Origin of the sequence: Ancylobacter sp. 3268 (assembly GCF_031456575.1) — a bacterium.
In the GTDB taxonomy this organism is placed as follows: Bacteria; Pseudomonadota; Alphaproteobacteria; order Rhizobiales; family Xanthobacteraceae; genus Ancylobacter.
The window spans coordinates 21896-40171 of record NZ_JAVDUX010000023.1; the positions used below are offsets into that span (position 1 = coordinate 21896).

The 18276-nt window shown below is 61.1% G+C and carries 16 protein-coding genes; 8 read left to right on the forward strand and 8 right to left on the reverse strand.

The genetic code is table 11. From position 1 onward, the window contains the following. Positions 1 to 371: 371 nt before the first annotated feature. The 5 genes from J2X65_RS24345 to J2X65_RS24365 all read right to left on the reverse strand — a co-directional run bounded on the left by J2X65_RS24345 (position 372) and on the right by J2X65_RS24365 (position 5796). Complete coding sequence (locus tag J2X65_RS24345) at positions 372 to 2156, reverse strand: AAA family ATPase (protein WP_310207209.1); 1785 nt, start codon at positions 2154 to 2156, stop codon at positions 372 to 374. 168 nt (positions 2157 to 2324) lie between these two features. Then, positions 2325 to 2597 carry an AlpA family phage regulatory protein gene (locus J2X65_RS24350; RefSeq protein WP_310207212.1) on the reverse strand — a complete coding sequence of 91 codons (273 nt, stop codon included), beginning with the start codon at positions 2595 to 2597 and terminating at the stop codon, positions 2325 to 2327. Between the two features lie 78 nt (positions 2598 to 2675). Then, on the reverse strand, positions 2676 to 3074 hold the full coding sequence (locus J2X65_RS24355) for a hypothetical protein (RefSeq protein WP_310207215.1): 399 nt from the start codon (positions 3072 to 3074) through the stop codon (positions 2676 to 2678). A 416-nt stretch (positions 3075 to 3490) separates the two neighbouring features. Continuing rightward, entirely contained in the window at positions 3491 to 4660 is a 1170-nt protein-coding gene (locus J2X65_RS24360; protein ID WP_310207218.1) for a tyrosine-type recombinase/integrase, read from the reverse strand. Positions 4661 to 4857: 197 nt separating this feature from the next. Continuing rightward, entirely contained in the window at positions 4858 to 5796 is a 939-nt protein-coding gene (locus J2X65_RS24365) for an AEC family transporter (RefSeq protein WP_310207222.1), read from the reverse strand. A gap of 438 nt (positions 5797 to 6234) precedes the next feature. Here J2X65_RS24365 and J2X65_RS24370 point away from each other — a divergent pair, with 438 nt between their 5' ends. The 8 genes from J2X65_RS24370 (at position 6235) to J2X65_RS24405 (ending at position 13205) form a co-directional block, all read left to right on the forward strand. Further along, positions 6235 to 6969, forward strand: coding sequence for an alpha/beta hydrolase (locus J2X65_RS24370; RefSeq protein WP_404977792.1), 735 nt, complete (start codon positions 6235 to 6237; stop codon positions 6967 to 6969). An 87-nt stretch (positions 6970 to 7056) separates the two neighbouring features. Next, positions 7057 to 8739, forward strand: coding sequence for a malonate decarboxylase subunit alpha (mdcA, locus tag J2X65_RS24375; protein WP_310207229.1), 1683 nt, complete (start codon positions 7057 to 7059; stop codon positions 8737 to 8739). A gap of 10 nt (positions 8740 to 8749) precedes the next feature. Next, positions 8750 to 9067: a malonate decarboxylase acyl carrier protein gene (gene mdcC / locus J2X65_RS24380; RefSeq protein ID WP_310207232.1), complete on the forward strand. Its 318-nt coding sequence runs from the start codon at positions 8750 to 8752 to the stop codon at positions 9065 to 9067. Then, complete coding sequence (locus J2X65_RS24385; protein WP_310207234.1) at positions 9060 to 9989, forward strand: biotin-independent malonate decarboxylase subunit beta; 930 nt, start codon at positions 9060 to 9062, stop codon at positions 9987 to 9989. The genes mdcC and J2X65_RS24385 overlap by 8 nt, the downstream gene beginning before the upstream one ends. After that, entirely contained in the window at positions 9976 to 10707 is a 732-nt protein-coding gene (locus J2X65_RS24390) for a biotin-independent malonate decarboxylase subunit gamma (protein WP_310207237.1), read from the forward strand. Before J2X65_RS24385 ends, J2X65_RS24390 begins: the two co-directional genes overlap by 14 nt. Further along, positions 10700 to 11404 carry a malonate decarboxylase holo-[acyl-carrier-protein] synthase gene (gene mdcG / locus J2X65_RS24395; protein WP_310207240.1) on the forward strand — a complete coding sequence of 235 codons (705 nt, stop codon included), beginning with the start codon at positions 10700 to 10702 and terminating at the stop codon, positions 11402 to 11404. The genes J2X65_RS24390 and mdcG overlap by 8 nt, the downstream gene beginning before the upstream one ends. Further along, positions 11380 to 12267 (forward strand): triphosphoribosyl-dephospho-CoA synthase MdcB, encoded by an 888-nt coding sequence (mdcB, locus tag J2X65_RS24400; RefSeq protein ID WP_310207243.1) that lies wholly within the window; start codon positions 11380 to 11382, stop codon positions 12265 to 12267. The genes mdcG and mdcB overlap by 25 nt, the downstream gene beginning before the upstream one ends. Beyond that, positions 12264 to 13205, forward strand: a complete 942-nt coding sequence (locus J2X65_RS24405; protein ID WP_310207246.1) for an acyltransferase domain-containing protein — start codon at positions 12264 to 12266, stop codon at positions 13203 to 13205. The genes mdcB and J2X65_RS24405 overlap by 4 nt, the downstream gene beginning before the upstream one ends. Positions 13206 to 13276: 71 nt before the next feature. On the opposite strand, the gene J2X65_RS24410 is transcribed toward J2X65_RS24405, so the two are convergent. From J2X65_RS24410 to J2X65_RS24420, 3 genes are all read right to left on the reverse strand, one after another. Next, on the reverse strand, positions 13277 to 13960 hold the full coding sequence (locus tag J2X65_RS24410) for a nuclear transport factor 2 family protein (RefSeq protein ID WP_310207250.1): 684 nt from the start codon (positions 13958 to 13960) through the stop codon (positions 13277 to 13279). Between the two features lie 158 nt (positions 13961 to 14118). Next, the gene (locus J2X65_RS24415; protein ID WP_310207253.1) at positions 14119 to 17007 is read right to left on the reverse strand and encodes a winged helix-turn-helix domain-containing protein; all 2889 of its coding nucleotides are present in this window, start codon (positions 17005 to 17007) and stop codon (positions 14119 to 14121) included. Positions 17008 to 17067: 60 nt separating this feature from the next. Continuing rightward, positions 17068 to 18273 carry an HlyD family secretion protein gene (locus tag J2X65_RS24420; RefSeq protein WP_310207257.1) on the reverse strand — a complete coding sequence of 402 codons (1206 nt, stop codon included), beginning with the start codon at positions 18271 to 18273 and terminating at the stop codon, positions 17068 to 17070. Between the last annotated feature and the right edge of the window lie 3 nt (positions 18274 to 18276).

Below are 18276 nucleotides of genomic sequence, written 5' to 3' on the forward strand. Positions count from 1 at the left end.
GCATCCCGATGAAGCCGGCCAGTGTCAGCGGACGCCGGCGATTAGGTGGGGGCTGCCAGCAGCATTGCCGCCGCCGTCAGCGGCCATTTTTAGCCGCCTATAGCGCCTCCGCAAGACGCCATATCCATCCATTGCAAATGCTCGGCCCCCACGCCCCGTCACCGCAGGACTATGAAGTTATCGATCGGCAAGGCGCCCCAGAAGCAGCAGCTAGATTAAGATCATACAAAATTCAAGAGAACTAAAAAACTCATAAATTGAATCGTCGCACAAATGCCGACACGATAATTATTAAATCGAAAAGAAAAAGCCGCTGGCGTAAACCAGCGGCAATTCATTTAATAATTGTTGTGTACGAATTTTTGCGATGATCACTCCCGGCTATCATCCCCCGAGATCCATTTCGCGGCCTTGCCGCGTCCGACCTGGACGATCTTCCCTTCGCGCGCGAGATCGGCACGGACGAGATTCATCGTGGACTTCGAGGCTATGGCCCGCGCTTCAGCCGCTGCCTGGATCGTCTCCCATGCCACCGGCTTGTCCGATAGCATCTCCTGCACCAAGGCGATCGCGGCGTCGCGCTCCGCGCTTGGCCGCCCCACAGGCCCCCTCTCCACCCGACAAACGTCTGCATCTGTAGCCGGGCTCGTGTCGACAGCGCGCAGGATTGGCACTTCATTCTTGCCGCCGCCGACCCGCTCGAACAATATTGTCGGCCCCTTCTCACTGCCGTTCGCCTTGCCGTGGGCGAGCGCCAGCCGCTCCGGGTCGTCGGGATCGTTGCCCATGAACAGCGCCGAGCGGATCGTCGCCATGAAGCCAATCGAGCCGACCACGCGATAGAGCGGCATCCCCCCGCTCTGCTTGTTCAAGTGCGCGAGGCCGAGAATAGCCGCGCCTGTCTCTTCTGCCAGCTCGGTGAGGCGGCCGAGGAACTCGCCCACCTCGTTCTGGCGGTGCATGTCGCGCGCGCCGCCCATGTAGGCCGAAAGCGTGTCGATCACGACGAGGTCAGGCCTCCATTCGCGCATGAACGCTGCCATTGCCTCAATGCGCTCGTCCGTCAACGATCTGAACTTTTGCATTATATGCAAATTGTCGATGTCGAAGCCCGCCTTCTCCAGCCGGGGAAGGCTTACCCGAGCCCAATTATCCTCGGCGGACAGCAGAAGCACTCGGCGCCCGGACGCTCGCTTCCCGCTCAACGGCAACCGCCGACCGCTCGTCACCCGCGCGATGAGCTGGGCGACCAGCAGCGACTTTCCCTTGCCCGGGTCGCCAGCGAGCAAGGTGACCGCATGCCGAGGAATATAAGGGTACCAGAGAAACTCTAGCGGCAGGGATTCTCGAATGGTCGGAGGGCCGAACAAGTCAGCGCTCTCGGTGTCGTACCGTCCGGCGCTTGCCACCAGTGCGGCAACCTCGGAATCCGGCACCGGCGTCTCGCAGGCTGTTCGATTAACCTCCTGAAGGATGGACTGGAGCATATCCTGATCAACATGCCGCCGCAGGCTGCATGCGATTTTGAAGAGGGTGTCGTTACGCGCTCCCTCGAAGATTTTAGTATGCGCTGCGCGCGCGGTGGCAGGAGAGCGGCGCCGCAACTGCTCAATTCCAGCCGGCAGCGGCGCTGCCTCCTGCGGCCCCATCGTCGCCCAACGGTATCTTTTACCACCTGCCCCCAAGCTCGGCGGCACCAGGACATAGCGATCCGCGCCGGTGAGAACGTCGGCCTGAGGTAGCTTGAAGGTTTTTCCAGAAAGCCCACCGAGATAATGAGAATGACTGCCTCGAGGAGTCCTGACCTTGATCGTCCGCGGAAATCGCTGATCCGCAATGAGCTGACGCCCCTCGGGTCCATCGATGTCAATGACCGTCAGGTCGTCGAGCGTGATCGCGAGGTTCCCGTTCGGCACCTTTCTAAATGCTCGCCTCACGAGCTTCATATCCGTGGTAGCGCTATGCGCTCCATGCGAGAAGAACTCAGAGACAGGATGCTTGAAGGCCTTACATTTTGGTTTTCTGCAGGTGCATTTGCTATCTTCATCCACACCGTGGATCACGACGACCTTTAGACCGGCGGCGATATAGGCCTCTGCCGCCTTCAAGGGATCATCGGAGCGCATTTGCTCCAAAAGTTGAAACTCTTTCAGCATTTCCATATTCCTTGAAAGTAAAAGGGCCGAGCGATACCCGCCCGGCCCTTGTTGGGTAATGTTGAGACGCCGCGATTAGACCGATGCATAGCGGCGGGCTGTCCCGCGCGACCTGATTGCCGCGCCGGCTGTTTCGTCAGTCATGCAACGAGATTTTTGCCGTTCCGCTCAGGCGTAGTCGGCGTAGTGGTGATGAGCACGCTCAGCGCGCCGCTCTTCGATCCAGGTCAGGATCTCCGCGCGATCCCAGCACACGCGCGTGCCGCCGATACGGATGCGGCGGGGAAAGCGCCCACGCTGCTCATTACGGAGCCACGTGACGTTGCTACCGGGAATGCCGAGTGCTTTAACCTCGGCGCGCGACAAAAGCAGTTTGCCGGGCGCCTCTGAAGAGGCGCCTTGTATGGTTGGTGGCGGAGGTCCGCGCATCTCTTTCTCCATGCTTGTGTTTCCAGCTGTGGGCTGGATGCGGAGAGAAAAGCAGACAGGCGGATCAGCGTCGTCTGAGATAGCGACGATTTAATTCTCAGACACCTCGCCGTACTCGGCATACAGCTTTGACATCAGCCTGAGGCCCTCAGACCGGCTTGGCATGTGCGAAGCAGGATTGATTGAGATCTGTGCGTCTTGGACCTTATCGAGCAAAGCCTGCTGCGTTTCCGGCAGACCCACGGTCTCAATGTGCTCGCGCGCGATGCGCTCAAGCATCAGCCAATCGTTCGGGGATGGTTTCGATTTCCAGGCGCGCGCTGAGTCAAGCGCCTCAACCAACTTTGGCGCATCCGTTTCTGCATGCCATGTCGGCCCAATTCCAGCATCGTGGATGCTGATCCGGCTGCGTCTTGTATCTATCCGCAAATAATCATGAAGGCGGGTTTCGCTAGAAATTTCCCTTGAAGCCCCGAAATCATCAGCCAACCACGCCGGAACTTGAGAGCGAGCAATCAATTTGTGGAGATACGAATCAACAACTGATCTACGAAATCTCATCCCTCGGCGAAATGCGCGCATTCCCTCGCGCGTAGACGTTCCATCAGATGGGACAAGCTCTCTCGCGAGTGCCTCGGCTCTCACAAAGCTTGGAAACTTTTCTTTGAAGCGACCAACGGGGAGCTCTACCCATGCCCACCGACCGGGAAGAGGCATAATCCCACTATATTGCCGGCTACAGTCAGATTGATCCGCCATGTCGCGTCGCAATCACTCTTCAACGAACGCCAAACGTCGTCAAATTTTGATTTTGTTCCGCCTGTGGAGCTTTTCTTTGGCTTGTCGGATTGACCGCTCATGATTATGCCACATGTACAATCAGCATGAGTCGGCGATGAATTCCGCTAAGCGGCAAGGTCAGCGGCCTTCCTTTCTGGCGAGACGATCTGCTCGACATGCTCGGCCCACTTCACCAGCGCGGCGCGCTTCTCCTGCGTGTACGCATGGCGATTATAGACGGCAGCTACGCCAGAGACGATGCCGCTCTTGTGGTTCAGCACCGCCTCGATGATGTGCGGCTGCACGCCCATCATCGCCATGCGGGTGGCGACGGTGCGCCGGATGTCATGCAAGCGCCAGTCGTCAGCACCAGAGGCCTTCTCGAGGCGCGCCTTCAACCGGCCGAAGCCGGAGACCGGCGTGCGTCCGGTGGTGGTAAACACGAAGTCCGACCCGGCGAAGCGTGGGAGGCTCTGGAGAATCAAGACTGCCAAGGGTGCCAACGGCACGACGTGTTGCGTGGCATTCTTGGCGCGCGATGCCGGAATCGTCCAGACACCCTGGGTGAGGTCGACCTCTGACCAGCGCATGCCGGCCACCTCCCCTCGCCGCTGCCCGGTCAGCACGATCAGCTTTGCGAAAGGCTCGAAAGGAAAGCTCTCGCCCTCCGCCGCTCGCCAGCAGGCGACGATCTCATCGTCGCTCAGCACGCGGTCACGCGACACCTCCTTCGCCGGAGCCTTCAACGCGGCGATTGGATTGGTCTCGATCGTGCCGCGGTCGAGACACCAGGCGAACAGCTTCTTGATCGCTGCGAGCGCCCGGTTCGCGCCGGCGCCCATGCCTGAGGCGATGAGTTCATCGACGACCTTCACAACATCGCCGCGCCGGATATCCGTGATCGGCTTGTCATAGAGGTTGGCGAACTTGGTCAGCACCCGCTCGGTCGGCTTCCAGCTGCGATTGCGCGGCTTAGCGTAGAGCTCGATGAACTGCGGCACGACATCGCCGAGAGTCAGCCGGACCTCCGACTCTTCCTCGAAGGTGCCGAGCTGGATCTGGCGCAACATCTCTCGCGTCTTGTCGCGGGCGTCGGCGATGCTCAGCACCGGATAGGTGCCGACCTTGATGCGACGCGCCCGGTCCTTCACGGTCACGGCGAGGTACCAGACCTTGGCGCCGGTGGTCGACACGCGGATCATCAGTCCGCCGACGACATCGTCGCGGACTTCGTACCGCTTCATAGGCGCGGGCGGCAGGCTATCGAGGTATTTGGGCGTCAGTTTCTTGCGCATAGCGCGTACGATGACACCAAAAGCGTAGGTCCGTCAGGGTACGAGTTGGAGTGCAACGCGAAGAGGTGAGACCTTTTGCACCGCGAAGCTCCCTACCTCAGCGTCAGCGAAATCAGAAGGCCAGAAAGTATAAAGTTAGTAATTTAAATTACCAAACATTTTTGATCGAAATTCAGCTAAATATCATCTCATTTTGTTCAGTAGAGCAGAGCTATGACTGCTCCAGTCGTGATAGCGCTCACAAGGGTACTCGCGAGAACCATCGAGCCAAGCACTCCTGAATTGAGACGGTAGTTCACAGCGAACAGGATACCGAAGAAGCCGGATGGAATTGTCGCGAGCAGGACAATCGTCTTTGCAACATCGTTGGCAACCGGAAGCAGGAGTACGGCGCCAGCCGCCAGAAGCGGCCGGACGACATCTGCTGTTAGGGTGGCGCCGACAATCCTGCGGTCAAGAGTGAAGGGTTGCGAGGAAAGTACCAGCCCTGTCAGGAACAACGCTACGCTAGCGGCACCCTGCCCAAGAAGCATCAGGCTTTCCCTGACGATATTATCGATTCCGATGCCGAACAAAGATAAAAGAACACCAAGCAACGGAGCGATAACTATCGGCTTGCTAACGGCCCGCTTAAGCGAATGAATGATGCGAGCGCCGTTAGGAGTACCATCTGCTTGCGAGGCACTCATCTCCGCGATGAGCAGACCAAGCGGACTCACCGTCAGCGACCCGGCCGCAAGAAGGACCGCCACAGGCACGGTACCATCCGGTCCAAGAACGGCGCCTGCGATCGGAAGCCCGACCCCGGCAAGGTTGGGAAAGGCGATCGTAAGTGCTTGCATTGCAGCGTCGGCAGGGTCCGTGGTCCAACAATGGCGAGCAAATACGTACCATGCGAAGAAAATAACCAACATCAGCCCAGAAAATATGAAGAACAGTGGCAATTGGTTCAGCAATTCCGCAGCCGGAGCGGAGGCCATCGCCACAAATATCGAAGCCGGAAGGGCGAACTCCATAACGAGGGCGTTGAGGCTATTCACCTTCTGATTGTCGATTCTCTGGCGTGCACCAGCAGCGTACCCGATGGCGATGACGAAGAATATCGGCGCCAGCGCCTGGAGGATTACACCGATCATCGTTTCAAGCCTCAGCCACAGCGCCCATACGTCTAGCTACGCGTGCTGTGTGAGCAGAAGGGAATAGCCGATCGAGCGCCGGCTCGGCAGATGCCCCCCCGTCGCACCACGGTTGACATCCACTATAGTCTGATCAGCGGGCAACGCCCGCAAATAATTGTAAACAATTCATACTACAAGATGCATCATCTTCTCGACGTGCTTCAGCCCACACACATTGCATGGAAGGGCTCGCGTTACATGACAAATAGACTTCAAACCCTGCAGGATGCAGACGCCTACTTCCTCCAGATTTTCAACTTTTAACTTAACGGCCCTATGGATCAGTCAGTAGTGATGTTGCGAGCGGAGGATCAGCTCAGGCCGAACCTGTTACCGGAGGTATCAATGTCATTCTTGCTTTCTCGCCCCGCGAGTATCCTCGTAACGCTCGCCATCATGGCTGCTCCCCTCGGGGCCGTTGCCGAACCCGTTCGCAATATCGTCCTTGTTCATGGAGCCTGGGTCGATGCGTCAGGCTGGAAGCCTATCTACGAAATTCTGACGAGCAGGGGCTACCGCGTATCGATGGTCCAGGAACCCGAGACCTCGTTCGCTGAGGACGTCGCGGCCGCACAACGCGTTCTCGACATGCAGGATGGCCCTGCAATTCTGGTCGGCCACTCCTACGGCGGCTCGATCATCACCGAAGCGGGGGTGCATCCGAAGGTGGCCGGCCTCGTCTATGTCGCCGCCCATGCCCCCGATATCGGAGAGGACGAGGGCGAACTCGGCAACAAGACGCCGAGCGTGCTGGCGAAGACCGAGGGGGCGATCAAGTTGACGCCCGACGGCTACACCTACCTCAATCCCGAACTGTTCTCGAAGCTGTTCGCGCCCGACCTGCCGAAGGAACGCGCCGCATTCGCGGCGCGCTCACAGGTGCTTGCGAAGAAGGAGGTGTTCAGCACCCCGCTAACTGCCGCCGCGTGGAAGAAGAAACCGAGCTGGGGCGTCGTCGCCGGGAACGACCAAATCATCAATCCTGACCTTGAGCGCTTTTACTACGAGCGTGCCAAAGCACCCTTCATCGTCATCGAGGGGGCCAGCCACTCGGTCTATGAATCTCATCCAGCGCGCGTCGCTGAGGTTATCGAGAAGGCGGCGCACAAAGTCGGAGAGGCGGCTCCCTGACCGTCTGCCGAGACATGCAACTTGCGCAAACTGAAGTATCGTCGCCTGTGGCGACGATGTTTCCCGCTGAGGTGAACGAGGCCGGCAATGAGCATCCGATCAGGTAGTCCTGCAGAGCGAACATGGGATCTCCAGCGGCAATCGCACGACGAGCGCGTTTCCGCTGCAAGCTCTTATTCCAGGGGAAAGATGGTCTCGCCCAAGGACACGACCAAGCTTCTGGAGGCCGTCATCCGCCCTGGCGACCGGGTGTGCCTCGAAGGCGACAACCAGAAGCAGGCGGACTTCCTCGCCGCCAGCCTCGCCGCCGTCGACCCGAAGCTCGTCAGCAATCTGCACATCGTGCAGTCCGGCGTGGTGCTGGCCGAACATCTCGATCTGTTCGAGACCGGCATCGCTAAGCGGCTCGACTTCTCCTATTCCGGCCCGCAGGGCGGCGCCATCGCCCGCGCGCTCAAGGCCGGCAAAATCGAGCTCGGCGCGGTCCATACCTATCTCGAACTGTTCTCGCGCTACTTCGTCGACCTCACCCCGCATGTGGCGCTCACGGTGGCGCGCTGCGCCGACCGCGACGGCAACCTCTATATGGGTCCGAACACCGAAGACTCGCCGGTGGTCATCGAGGCGACGGCCTTCAAGCAGGGCATCGTCGTCGCGCAGGTGAACGAACTCGTCGACAAGGTACCGCGAGTCGATGTGCCCGGCGACCGTGTCGACTTCGTCGTCGTCGCGCCCGAGCACTTCTACATTGAACCACTGTTCACCCGTGACCCTGCGCAAATCACCGAGACGCAGATTCTCGGTGCCATGCTGGCGATCAAGGGCATCTACGCCCCGTATGGCGTGAAGCGGCTCAATCATGGCATTGGGTTCAACACTGCGGCCATCGAGCTGATCCTGCCGACCTTCGCTGAGCGGCTGGGGCTGAAGGGCAAGATTGCCACCCATTTCGCGCTGAACCCGCATCCCACATTGATCCCGGCCATCGAGTCAGGCTGGGTAGAGCAAATCCACAGTTTCGGCTCTGAAGTCGGCATGGACGGCTATATGCGCGCACGGCCGGACGTCTTCTTCACCGGCCGCGACGGTTCGATGGGATCGAACCGCATGTACTGCCAGTCGGCCGGCCTCTACGCGACCGACCTGTTCATCGGCTCCACGCTGCAAATCGACCTCGCCGGCAATTCCTCGACATTCACCAGGGACCGCGTCGCGGGCTTCGGCGGCGCACCCAACATGGGCTCCGACCCCCGTGGCCGCCGCCACGCCAGCGATCCGTGGCTTCAGGCCGGGCGCGAGGCGGCGGGCGGTTCCGGCGCCGATCCTCGGGCTTTGCCGCGCGGGCGAAAGCTGGTGGTGCAGATCGTCGAGACCTTCGGCGACAAAATGAGCCCCACCTTCGTGGAGAGCCTTGACGGCATCGAGCTGGCCAGATCGCTCGATCTCGCTTTGCCGCCGGTGATGATCTATGGCGACGACGTCTCCCACATCGTCACCGAGGAAGGCATCGCCAACCTGCTGTTCTGTCGCACGCCCTATGAGCGCGAACAGGCAATTCGCGGCATCGCCGGCTACACCGATGTCGGCCGCGCACGCGACACCAGGGCGGTGGAGGAACTGCGGGCTCGCAAGGTGATCCAGCGCCCCGAGGATCTCGGCATCGATCCACTCGACGCCAGCCGAAACCTTCTTGCCGCGCGCTCCATCAAGGAGCTGATGCACTGGTCGGGCAATCTCTACGATCCGCCTGCCAAGTTCCGGAACTGGTGAGGAGATTGCCATGGAAAACCTGAAGTTCCATCACAAGACCCGCTCTGCCGCGCCCGGCTCGTCTCCGAACGCCATCGTAGGCGTCGTTGCCTCTGGCAATCTCGAAGTACTACTCGAACGTGTTCTGGCCGACACCGATTGCACGGTGGAGATCGCCACGCCGGTCAGCGGCTTCGACGATGTTTGGAAAGCGGTCATCGACGATTTCGTCGAGCGCGCATCGCCGGGCGGGCTTCGCATCTCCATCAACGATGGGGGCGCCCGCCCCGACACGGTGATGCTGCGCCTGATGCAGGGCGTTCGGACCATGGAGACCGACCATGAGTGACGTCAACCGTCCCGCTATCGACGCCGCCAGCTGGTTCCTCTCCACCGCCCGCGAACGCATCGCCGGCCTGCTTGAGGCGGGCAGCTTCACCGAGTTCCTGCCACCGACGGAGAGGGTGCGTAGCCCGCACCTCGTTCTGTTCGACCTGCCCGCCGCCTTCGACGATGGCATAATCATCGGACGCGGCCGGCTGGGCGGCGAGGACGTATTCATCGCCGCGCAGGAAGGCCAGTTCATGGGCGGCACCTTCGCCGAAGTGAGCGGGGCCAAGCTTGTCGGCCTGCTGCGCGCGGCGCGCGACAACGAGAAGCTGCCGCGTACCATCCTGCTGCTGCTCGACAGCGGCGGCGTGCGGTTGCAAGAGGCCAATGCCGGCGAGCTCGCCGTCGGCGAGACGATGCGCGCCATTGTCGAGGCCCGTGCCGCCGGTGTCAGGGTGATCGCCCTCGTCGGCGGCAGGGCGGGCTGCTTCGGTGGTGCCGGCCTCACTGCGGCCACCTGCTCGGCCATCGCCATCTCCGGTCAGGGCCGCATTGGCGTCACCGGCCCCGAGGTGATCGAGACCAATAAGGGCGTCGAGGAATTCGACTCGCAGAACAAGGCGCTGGTCTGGAGCGTCACGGGTGGGCGCGCGCGCCGGCTGATCGGCGGTGCCGACGCCTATGCCGATGACAGTATCATCAGCTTCCGTGCTGCCGCGCTGATGCTGATGCGCGAGCCCCCCGCCTTCGATCTCGCGACGCTGCAGGCCGAGCATGCCCGGCTCGCTGGGCGGGCAGAAAAGCTTGGCGCCTGCAGCACCGCCACCGACATGTGGACGGCGCTGGGCATTCCCGATCCGCAGAACATTACCGACATGGATGACGACGCTTTCCGGGCGGTCGCGGCCGGCGTGCAGGGGATTGATCATGACGCTCGCTGAGATTCTCCACAGCCTGTTTCCTGCCGGTCACGACATCCCCGCCCGGACGGACCACCTCATCATCGGCACCGGCAAACGCGCCGATGGCAGCGTCGTCGAGGTGATCGGCATCGCCGACGGCGCACCGCTCGGTATCGCCGGCCTCGTGCCTCTCGCGGCGCGGGTGCTGGAGATCGTGGCGGCGGGCAACAAGGCGCCGATTCTCGTCCTCGTCGACACGCAGGGCCAGCTGATGTCCCGTCATGATGAGATGCTGGGCCTCAACGAATATCTCTCCCACCTCGCCAAATGCCTGCATCTGGCGAGCCTCAGCGGCCATCGGACCGTCGCGCTGAATTATGGGCAGGCTGCCGCCGGCGCCTTCCTCGCCACAGCGGGCGCGACCGACGTCCTCGTCGGCCTGCCCGGCGCCGAGCCAGCGGTGATGGACCTGCCATCCATGGCGCGTGTGACCAAGCTGCCCGAGGAGAAGCTCACCGAGCTGTCGAAGACCACGCCGGTTTTCGCGCCGGGCCTGGCTTCCATGAGCGCGGTCGGCGCGGTGGCGCAGATCTGGGATCCTTCCAGCCCGCTCGGACCACAATTCGAGGCGACGTTGGCCGGCCTGCCGGCTCAAGACACGCGCGATGTCCTCGGTGCCGAGCGCGGTGGCCGGCCGGTGGCTGCTGGCATCGCCCGGCGCGTTGCCGATCAGGCCAGCGGAGACCACTATGCCTGACGACCGGCTCGGGTCGCGTGGCTTGGGGCCGCATGGTTTGGCACGGCATGAGTTGCTGCGCGTCACCGTGGCGGGGTGGCGCGACACCCTCGCCGCTGCGCCCGGCCTCGACGGGCTCGCCGAAGAGCCACGCCGTCTGGTCGAGGAGTGGGCCACGCGCGCATGGCCGCTCATCGTCCGGCGCGCCGGTGAGGGGGAGGCGGCAGGTGTCTCTGTCGGTCTGCCGCTGCCTCCCTCCCTCGGCAAGCTGAGGCTCGCCTTCGTACTAGCTCCAGGGGATATTGCAGGCCACCTTCACCGCGTGCCGCTCGGCGAGGCGATCACGAGTGCGCCCAAGGAGATGCGAACGCAACTCGACATCATCATCGCGCTCGGCAGGCGCCTCTCGCTGGCGCCTTCGGTCTTCGGTGCCTTGCTGTGGCAGCACGTCACCGGCCTCGCCTATCTACGACCCGGATCGGATATCGATCTGCTCTGGCCTGTGAAGGACGCCGGCGTGCTGACCGATTTGCTGACCGGTCTCGCCGCTATCGACACCGCTGGTCCGGCCCGGCTCGACGGTGAGATCATCCTGCCCGGCGGCGAGGGTATAAACTGGCGCGAACTCCACGCCGCGCGCAGCGGGCCGAATGATCAGGTGCTGGTCAAATCCACGGACGGAGCGGAACTGAGATGCGCACAACGCCTGTTTGCGTGATCGCAGCGACGGATTGCGCCGCACTGAGCCTCGTCGCGCGCACCCACGCGGATGCCGCGCATATCGGCCGGCTGGCCGCTGATGCTCTGACGGCTGAGCTCGATGCCTGGCCGAAGCCCGGCCTCGTCAGTCCTCGCGACAGTGGCAGCCACGACGACATGGATTATGCCACCTTTCAGCGCAGCATCGTCGCGCTGCGTCCATTCTATGCCGATCTCGCCTCGGCAGGCGCGACGAACGCGCCGATGGACGAGCTTCGGCGGATCGGCCGGCTCGCCGAAGACGCCATGCTGGTGGCGACAGGTGGCGTGAACACGCATCGCGGCGCCATCTTCGCGCTCGGCCTGCTCTGCGCTGGGGCTGGCGCAGCGGTCGCGGAAGGCCGGCCGCCCTCGGCCGACCAGCTCACGCGCATCGTCTCCGAGCGCTGGGCGCGTGACATAGTTCGTGGCCCGATCCCGTTGAACAGCCACGGTAGCGGTGCGTTGCGCCGTTTCGGCGCCGGCGGCGCGCGCGCCGAGGCGGCTGCCGGCTTCCCGCACGCCCGCACGATCGGCCTGCCGGCACTGCGGGTAGGCCGGACGCTGGCGGACGAGGAGGCCGCGCGGGTGCACGCCTTCTTCGCGTTGCTGGCGCACATGGAGGACACCAATCTGCTCCATCGCGGCGGGGCCGAGGGCCTCGATGATGCCCGGCGCGAAGCACGGGAATTCCTGCTGGCCGGCGGGGTTGGCCAAGCGGCGTGGCTCGATCATGCCTTGGCCGTCCACCGCCGCTTCGTGGCGCGGCGGCTCAGTCCCGGTGGGTCGGCGGATCTGCTTGCTGTGACGATCTTCCTCGACGCAATCGAGCGTCAGCCGTGAGCGGCACGGCGATTCTGTGCTCCGGACAGGGCAACCAGAACCCTGCGATGTTCGACCTCATCGCCGATGAGCCTGCTGCAGCTCCGATTTTCGCCGCGGCGAGCCGGGAGCTTGGCGGCCGGGATGTGCGTGACATCGTGCGGCAGGGCGGTGAGGCCATCCATGGCAACAATGTCGCACAGCTGCTATGTTGCACTGCGACGCTTGCAGCATGGGCCGTCATCAGCCCTTCGGTCCCTCGGCCGTTGGTCATTGCGGGCTATAGCGCTGGAGAACTGCCGGCCTGGGCCGTCGCTGGACTGGTCGACGCTCCGACCGCGTTCGACCTCGTGACGCAGCGCGCGGCGCTGATGGATGACGAGACACACCAACTCTCCGGCCTCGCGGCCATTGTCGGCCTGTCGCGCGGCTCCATCGACAGCCTCTGCAGCACCTATGGACTCGATGTCGCCATTATCAACGGCCCGACTCATTTCATCGTCGGCGGCGGCGCTTCGGGCATTGACTCCGCCCTCACGGAGGCACGACAGCGCGGTGCCAGCCATGCCGTGCGCCTGCCGATCCAGGTCGCGTCGCACACGCCGGCTCTCACCGCCGCAAGCCGCCAGTTTCTTGATGTGCTGCGCGAGAGAGTTCCCGCCGATGTTGGCGTCCCGGCCGGCATCCGGCTGATCGGCGGCGTCGATGGCGCTCCCGTTGGCGATACCGCAAAAGGCGTCATTCGGCTCGCTGCGCAGATCTCGACCACCGTCAATTGGGCGGCCTGCATGGAGGCATGCCGCGCTGCCCGCCCGAGCCACGTGCTCGAACTTGGTCCCGGGAATGCGCTTGCCCGGATGATGAGCGAGGCAGCGCCTGACATACCGAGCCGCAGCGTCGCCGACTTCAAGTCTGTTAGCGGCATTGACCAATGGCTGGCAACCGTCCGGCGGCTGTAAGATCGCGCGAGACGACCGGTCGAAATACTTCGCCCCACCGACGCGTTGACCAACTGCGAGCGTACCCGACGCTACGTCTGCACATTCTGCAGTATGATGAGCTGAGCGATGCCATTGCCACTCAAGGAGAAATAGAGAGTGAGGATCAAAGGATCTGGCAAGCCCATCATGTCGAACTTCCCCGTGGCACTGACGGAAACCACGACACGTTGCTCCTGAGTGAATAAGCGCAGAATGTGAAATCCCAATTGACGATCTATAATAGAACGACGCGCCCAGATGGATATATCTTCTCTGCCGATATATTCGACAAATTCGTCATTTACTAATGCATCGTCAGTGAAAATACGTAGTATGGATGATAAATCTCCTATATTTGTCGCCACAACAAACTCACGAACATATTCTGGGACATTTTTAAATTCTATTGTCTCTATACTTAGGTTATAGACTGATGTTTCGGTGTAGAGGACCTTCCAATAAAGAGGTCCGTCGATCCGACCATTTTGACAATGGATGAGGATGACAAGCCTCAAACCGTCGCTGACCGGCTCGCGGTGCATCACGCGTAAGGAGCGAATGCCATTGGAGAGTAGCTGGTCTACCCAATGACGGAGATCTCTGGACGGAGGTCCGTGGCTTTTGTCTTCAATGACATGATCCGCAGCGAACGCGGCAAGGATGCCTTCGCGACTGCCCGATCGGACAGCGTTGAGGAGCGACTGGACTGCGAGAGGAAAGCCTGGATCCGACATGTGTGTTCTGAACGAAAGATATCCCGGCCCAGCGCCGATCGTCTTGACGATATTCGACCAAAGCCCGGGATTCTCGTTCAGAACTGCAAATTCATGTAAGGTTTACACTGCTCCGGGAGGTAACCGCTTCATCGCCAGGCTGGAAATGCTAGCGACCGTCAGATCCTGCGACTGTCGAAGGTCGAGAATGGCCGTCCTGCAGCCGGATCGAGCGAACCCAAGATATCATACGCCAGACGGATGTCCCGATCGGGAAGCTCGGCTGGGAAAGCAGACAGGGCCTGCCGCAGTCGCTGCGTGGCCTCCTTTGAGCGCCCGATTTCGGTCCAAAGCCGCGCCAGAGGTATCGTCGAACGTAGAATCCAGCCGGGCGCGCATTGTCGGGCTGCAAGGTCGAGCGAAGTAAGTAGGTCTTGTTCGATGGAGTCGATATTTCGCGGATCGGCATTCAATCGAATAGCCGCCCGTGCTCTGTACAGATCAGGCAAAATATATAATTCACCACTCGCATCGACTTGAGAGAAGGCTTTTTCCAACGTCGCAAGCGCCTCATCGATAAGGCCATTAGCCGCAAGTGCTTCGGCGAGCGCTCTACGAAAACTCGATGCGAGAATGAGATATCGTTCGTCGTGTAGCATCATCAGGGATGCGCGAAGATCGGCGATTCCGCTCTCAAGCTCACCCGCATGAACTGATATCTCGCCACGCAAGCCGACGCCGACAGCATTGAAGGGGGCGAGAGAATGAGTAGTGGCGCAGGAGATGAGGCCCTCCATCCGGGCAGCAGCCGCTGGATAGTTTCCGCGCCAGATATCTATGGTCGTCGAGTAGATAAGGGCCAAGCAAAGTGCGAGCGGATGCCGTCGAGCCTCAGCTTCAGCGAACGCCTGGGCGGCAATACTCTCGGCGTTGTCCGGGAAACCACGGATCCAAAGCGTGCGTGCGTAGAAACAGAGGTTTCGGACACGCTGACCGATGCCGTAGGGAGCCAGGTAGGAAACGACGGCTGGAGCGCTTGAGCGATGCAGCGCGGCCTCGCAGCGCGTCTGCGCCGCGAATTGCTCTCCGAGCGCATGGAATGACGTTCCCATTGTCCAATCCGCGACCACTCGCTGGGCCTCGTGACCACTCGCTGTTGCAATAGACTCGACCTTTTCGGCAATGCGCATGGCCGCTCGAAATTCCCCCCCACGAGTTAGAAAAATGTGCTGCCAGGAAAGAAGCCGCAACTCATCGTGCATATTTCCCAGTTCCTGGGCGAGTTCTATCGCCCGTTGAAGTGAACGCGCGACATCTGCTTGGTTTCCCCGTGTAAACATGGCGCCGACAATGAAGCCCTCCAGCAAGGCGACTTCCGTAGGCGAACCTAGAACTGTGTCATCCAACTCGGCGAGCGCCCTTTCGGACCATTGCAGACACTCGGTGAGGCGCGCGTGGCGTCGGAATGTAATTGCCGCACGCGTGGCAAGCGAAATCGCCAGCGAGTGATGCGCGGAATCGGAAAAGCTCCAATCGAGCGCGGCGCGCAGATTGGCGATGACTGATGACACGTCGGAGAAGGCGCTCTCGCCTTGAGGTTGGCAAATCGTGTCGCGGCAGAACACGGCATGGCGGCGCGCAATCAGGGCATGCTCGCCACTCTCCTCCAGTTTTACCGCTGCATAGGACCGGGTAATATCAAGCAACCGATAGTGACCGCCCGGGTGGCCGGATACGGTAGAAACGAGCGACTTATCAGTCAGGCTTGATATAGAACCCGAGATCTGCATAGCGGAGAGCCCCGCATCGGCAAGAACCCCCTGGGCTGCTGCCAGCGAAAATGCCCCGACAAAAATCGACAGGCGGGCCAGTACACGCCGATCGTCATCAGAAAGCAGATTGTTGCTCCAGTCCACCATGGCCAGCATTGTCCGATGGCGAGGCAGTGCATTCCGCCGTCCCTGCCACAGCAGCTTGAACCGATGGTCAAGAAGATCTGCTGTGCCGGCTATGCCGTGAGTGGCGACCCGGCCTGCCGCAATCTCGATGGCAAGGGCAATGCCATCCATGCGGCGACAAATCGAGGTCACGATCGGCACTTCTTCATCGCTCAGTGCGTCCCAGTACCCTCCGGCTGCGGCTCGCTCCATAAAAAGGCGGACTGCCGGCGACGACATCGCGACCTCGGCGGTGAGATTTGCTTCTGCGGGAGGAAGGTCAAGCGGTGCCAGCGGATGTATCCACTCGCCTTCCGCGCGAAGCGCTTCGCGGCTCGTGACAAGAATGTGAAGATCGGGTGCAGCTTGGAATAGATCCTCGGTCAAGGACGACACCGAGTTGACGACATGCTCGCAATTGTCGAGCACCAAAAGGATTTTCTTGTCGCGGAGAAACGCGAGAAGGCCGGGCAATACGCTTTCGCTCTGGGAAATTAGCCCCACGGCAGTAGCGGCAGCCTGTTCGACAAGCTCGCCTTTAGTGAGCGTACTGAAATCAACAAAGGCAACCGCTCCATCGAATCGGTCCTTCAGCGCATGCGCTACGGCAAGCGCGACCGTCGTTTTGCCAATGCCGCCAGTACCTATCAGGGTTATGAAGCGCTTGGCGACCAACCGCTCCGTCAGTTCCAGCACCACGCCCTCGCGACCCACCATCCGTGCAAGAGGCGGAGGAATGTTACCGGGAAGCGGTGGATCGACAGGACTGAAAATTGGCCGATCTTCAGTCGATGTTTGCTTGGAAACGGCCGCGACGAACGAGTAGCCACGTCTAGGAATGGTCTGGATGTAGAGGGCGTCGGCCCGACCATCTCCCAGAGCCTTGCGCAGATTGGCGACATGCACGCGCAGATTTGCTTCTTCCACGACAAGGCCAGACCACACGCGATCGACAATCTCGCGTTGTGAAACGACTTCGCCAGCCTGCTCGATAAGAAGCATCAAGATGTCAAAAGCACGTCCCCCTAATGGAACTTCCGTTCCGTCACGATAAAGAGCGCGCTGGAGCACCTTCAAACGATAGGGCCCGAAGCCAAGAACGTCGGCGGTATCCCACCGAGGGGGTGCCATTGATCCGATCTTTCTCAGGGAGCGAAAGGATCGGGAATGTACCTTTTCGAACTTCCTCTCTCAACGAGTTTCCGACGTAAGGGGCGAAGCATCCAGCGCCGGGACCAGGCCAGGAGCGATCTGCTCGGGCGCTGGAATCGACGGCTCGACAGGCACGGCAAGAGCTTCCCTTCCGACCTCCGTAACGGGTCCCGCTTGCTGACAGTGAGGCGACGGCGTAGCAGGGCCGTAGACGAAATTGCGGATCTCCATGGCCGCCGTCGTCAGCAGGGTATCGAGGCTTCTGTCGGCGACACCCTCCTTGCCGCCAATCGTGACAGTGGCGGTCATGCCTGATACAAGAGGAACGCCCTGTGGGACCTTGTCGATGGCGATGCGAACCGGCACGCGTTGGGCTAGGCGGACCCATGTGTAGATGGGGTTGACGTTGGGCAGTCCCTGAACACCCTGTCCCGCATTTGCGACGCTGATGCCGCGCGTGATGGTCTCGACATGCCCCTCAACGGGTTCGGCGTACCCAATCAATTGCGCTTCGGCCCGATCTCCCACGCAAATTCGCGCCATCTTGGTTTCTTCGAAATAACCGTCCACCCAGAAGCTGTCGGAATCGATGACAGCGATGTTGCTTTGCCCTTGCACCGCGTAATCTCCGACTCGCAGCAGAAGGTTGGTAACGTAGCCGTTGACCGGACTGAGGACCTGTGTCCTTTTGAGATTGAGATCCGCCTGCCGAAGCTGCTGCCCGGCTCCTTCGTAAGCGGCCTTTGCTTCGAGCGCGGCGCCAAGGAAAACCTGTTGCTCCTCGGGCGTGGTGGCATCTGATGAAAGATGCTGGCGTCTCTGGGATTGCGCTTGTTTCACCTGGAGGTCGGCAGCGAGGCGGTCGAGCTGCGACTTGGCGGTTTCTTGCGCCACCTGGAAGTCAAACGGATCGATCACATACAGCACGTCGCCTTTATGCACGAACTGGTTGTCGGCGACCTTGATCTCAATGATCTGACCGGACACTTGCGGTGCCACGTTGGCAACCTGCACCCGCACCGAGCCGTTTCGCGTCCATGGCGAGCTTACATAATATTGCCACGTCAGTATTGCAATGACGAGCGCGATAGCCACGCAAGCGAAGGTTGCGACATATCGAGCGACTTCGTGCAGTCTGTGCCGTACGTTGCCGCCCGGCACGTCTTGGAGCAGGGCGGAATTCGGGTCGCCGGACCCCAGATCGTCTTGAACTACGGCGGGGGCCATGTCGCGTTGATATCCCATGAT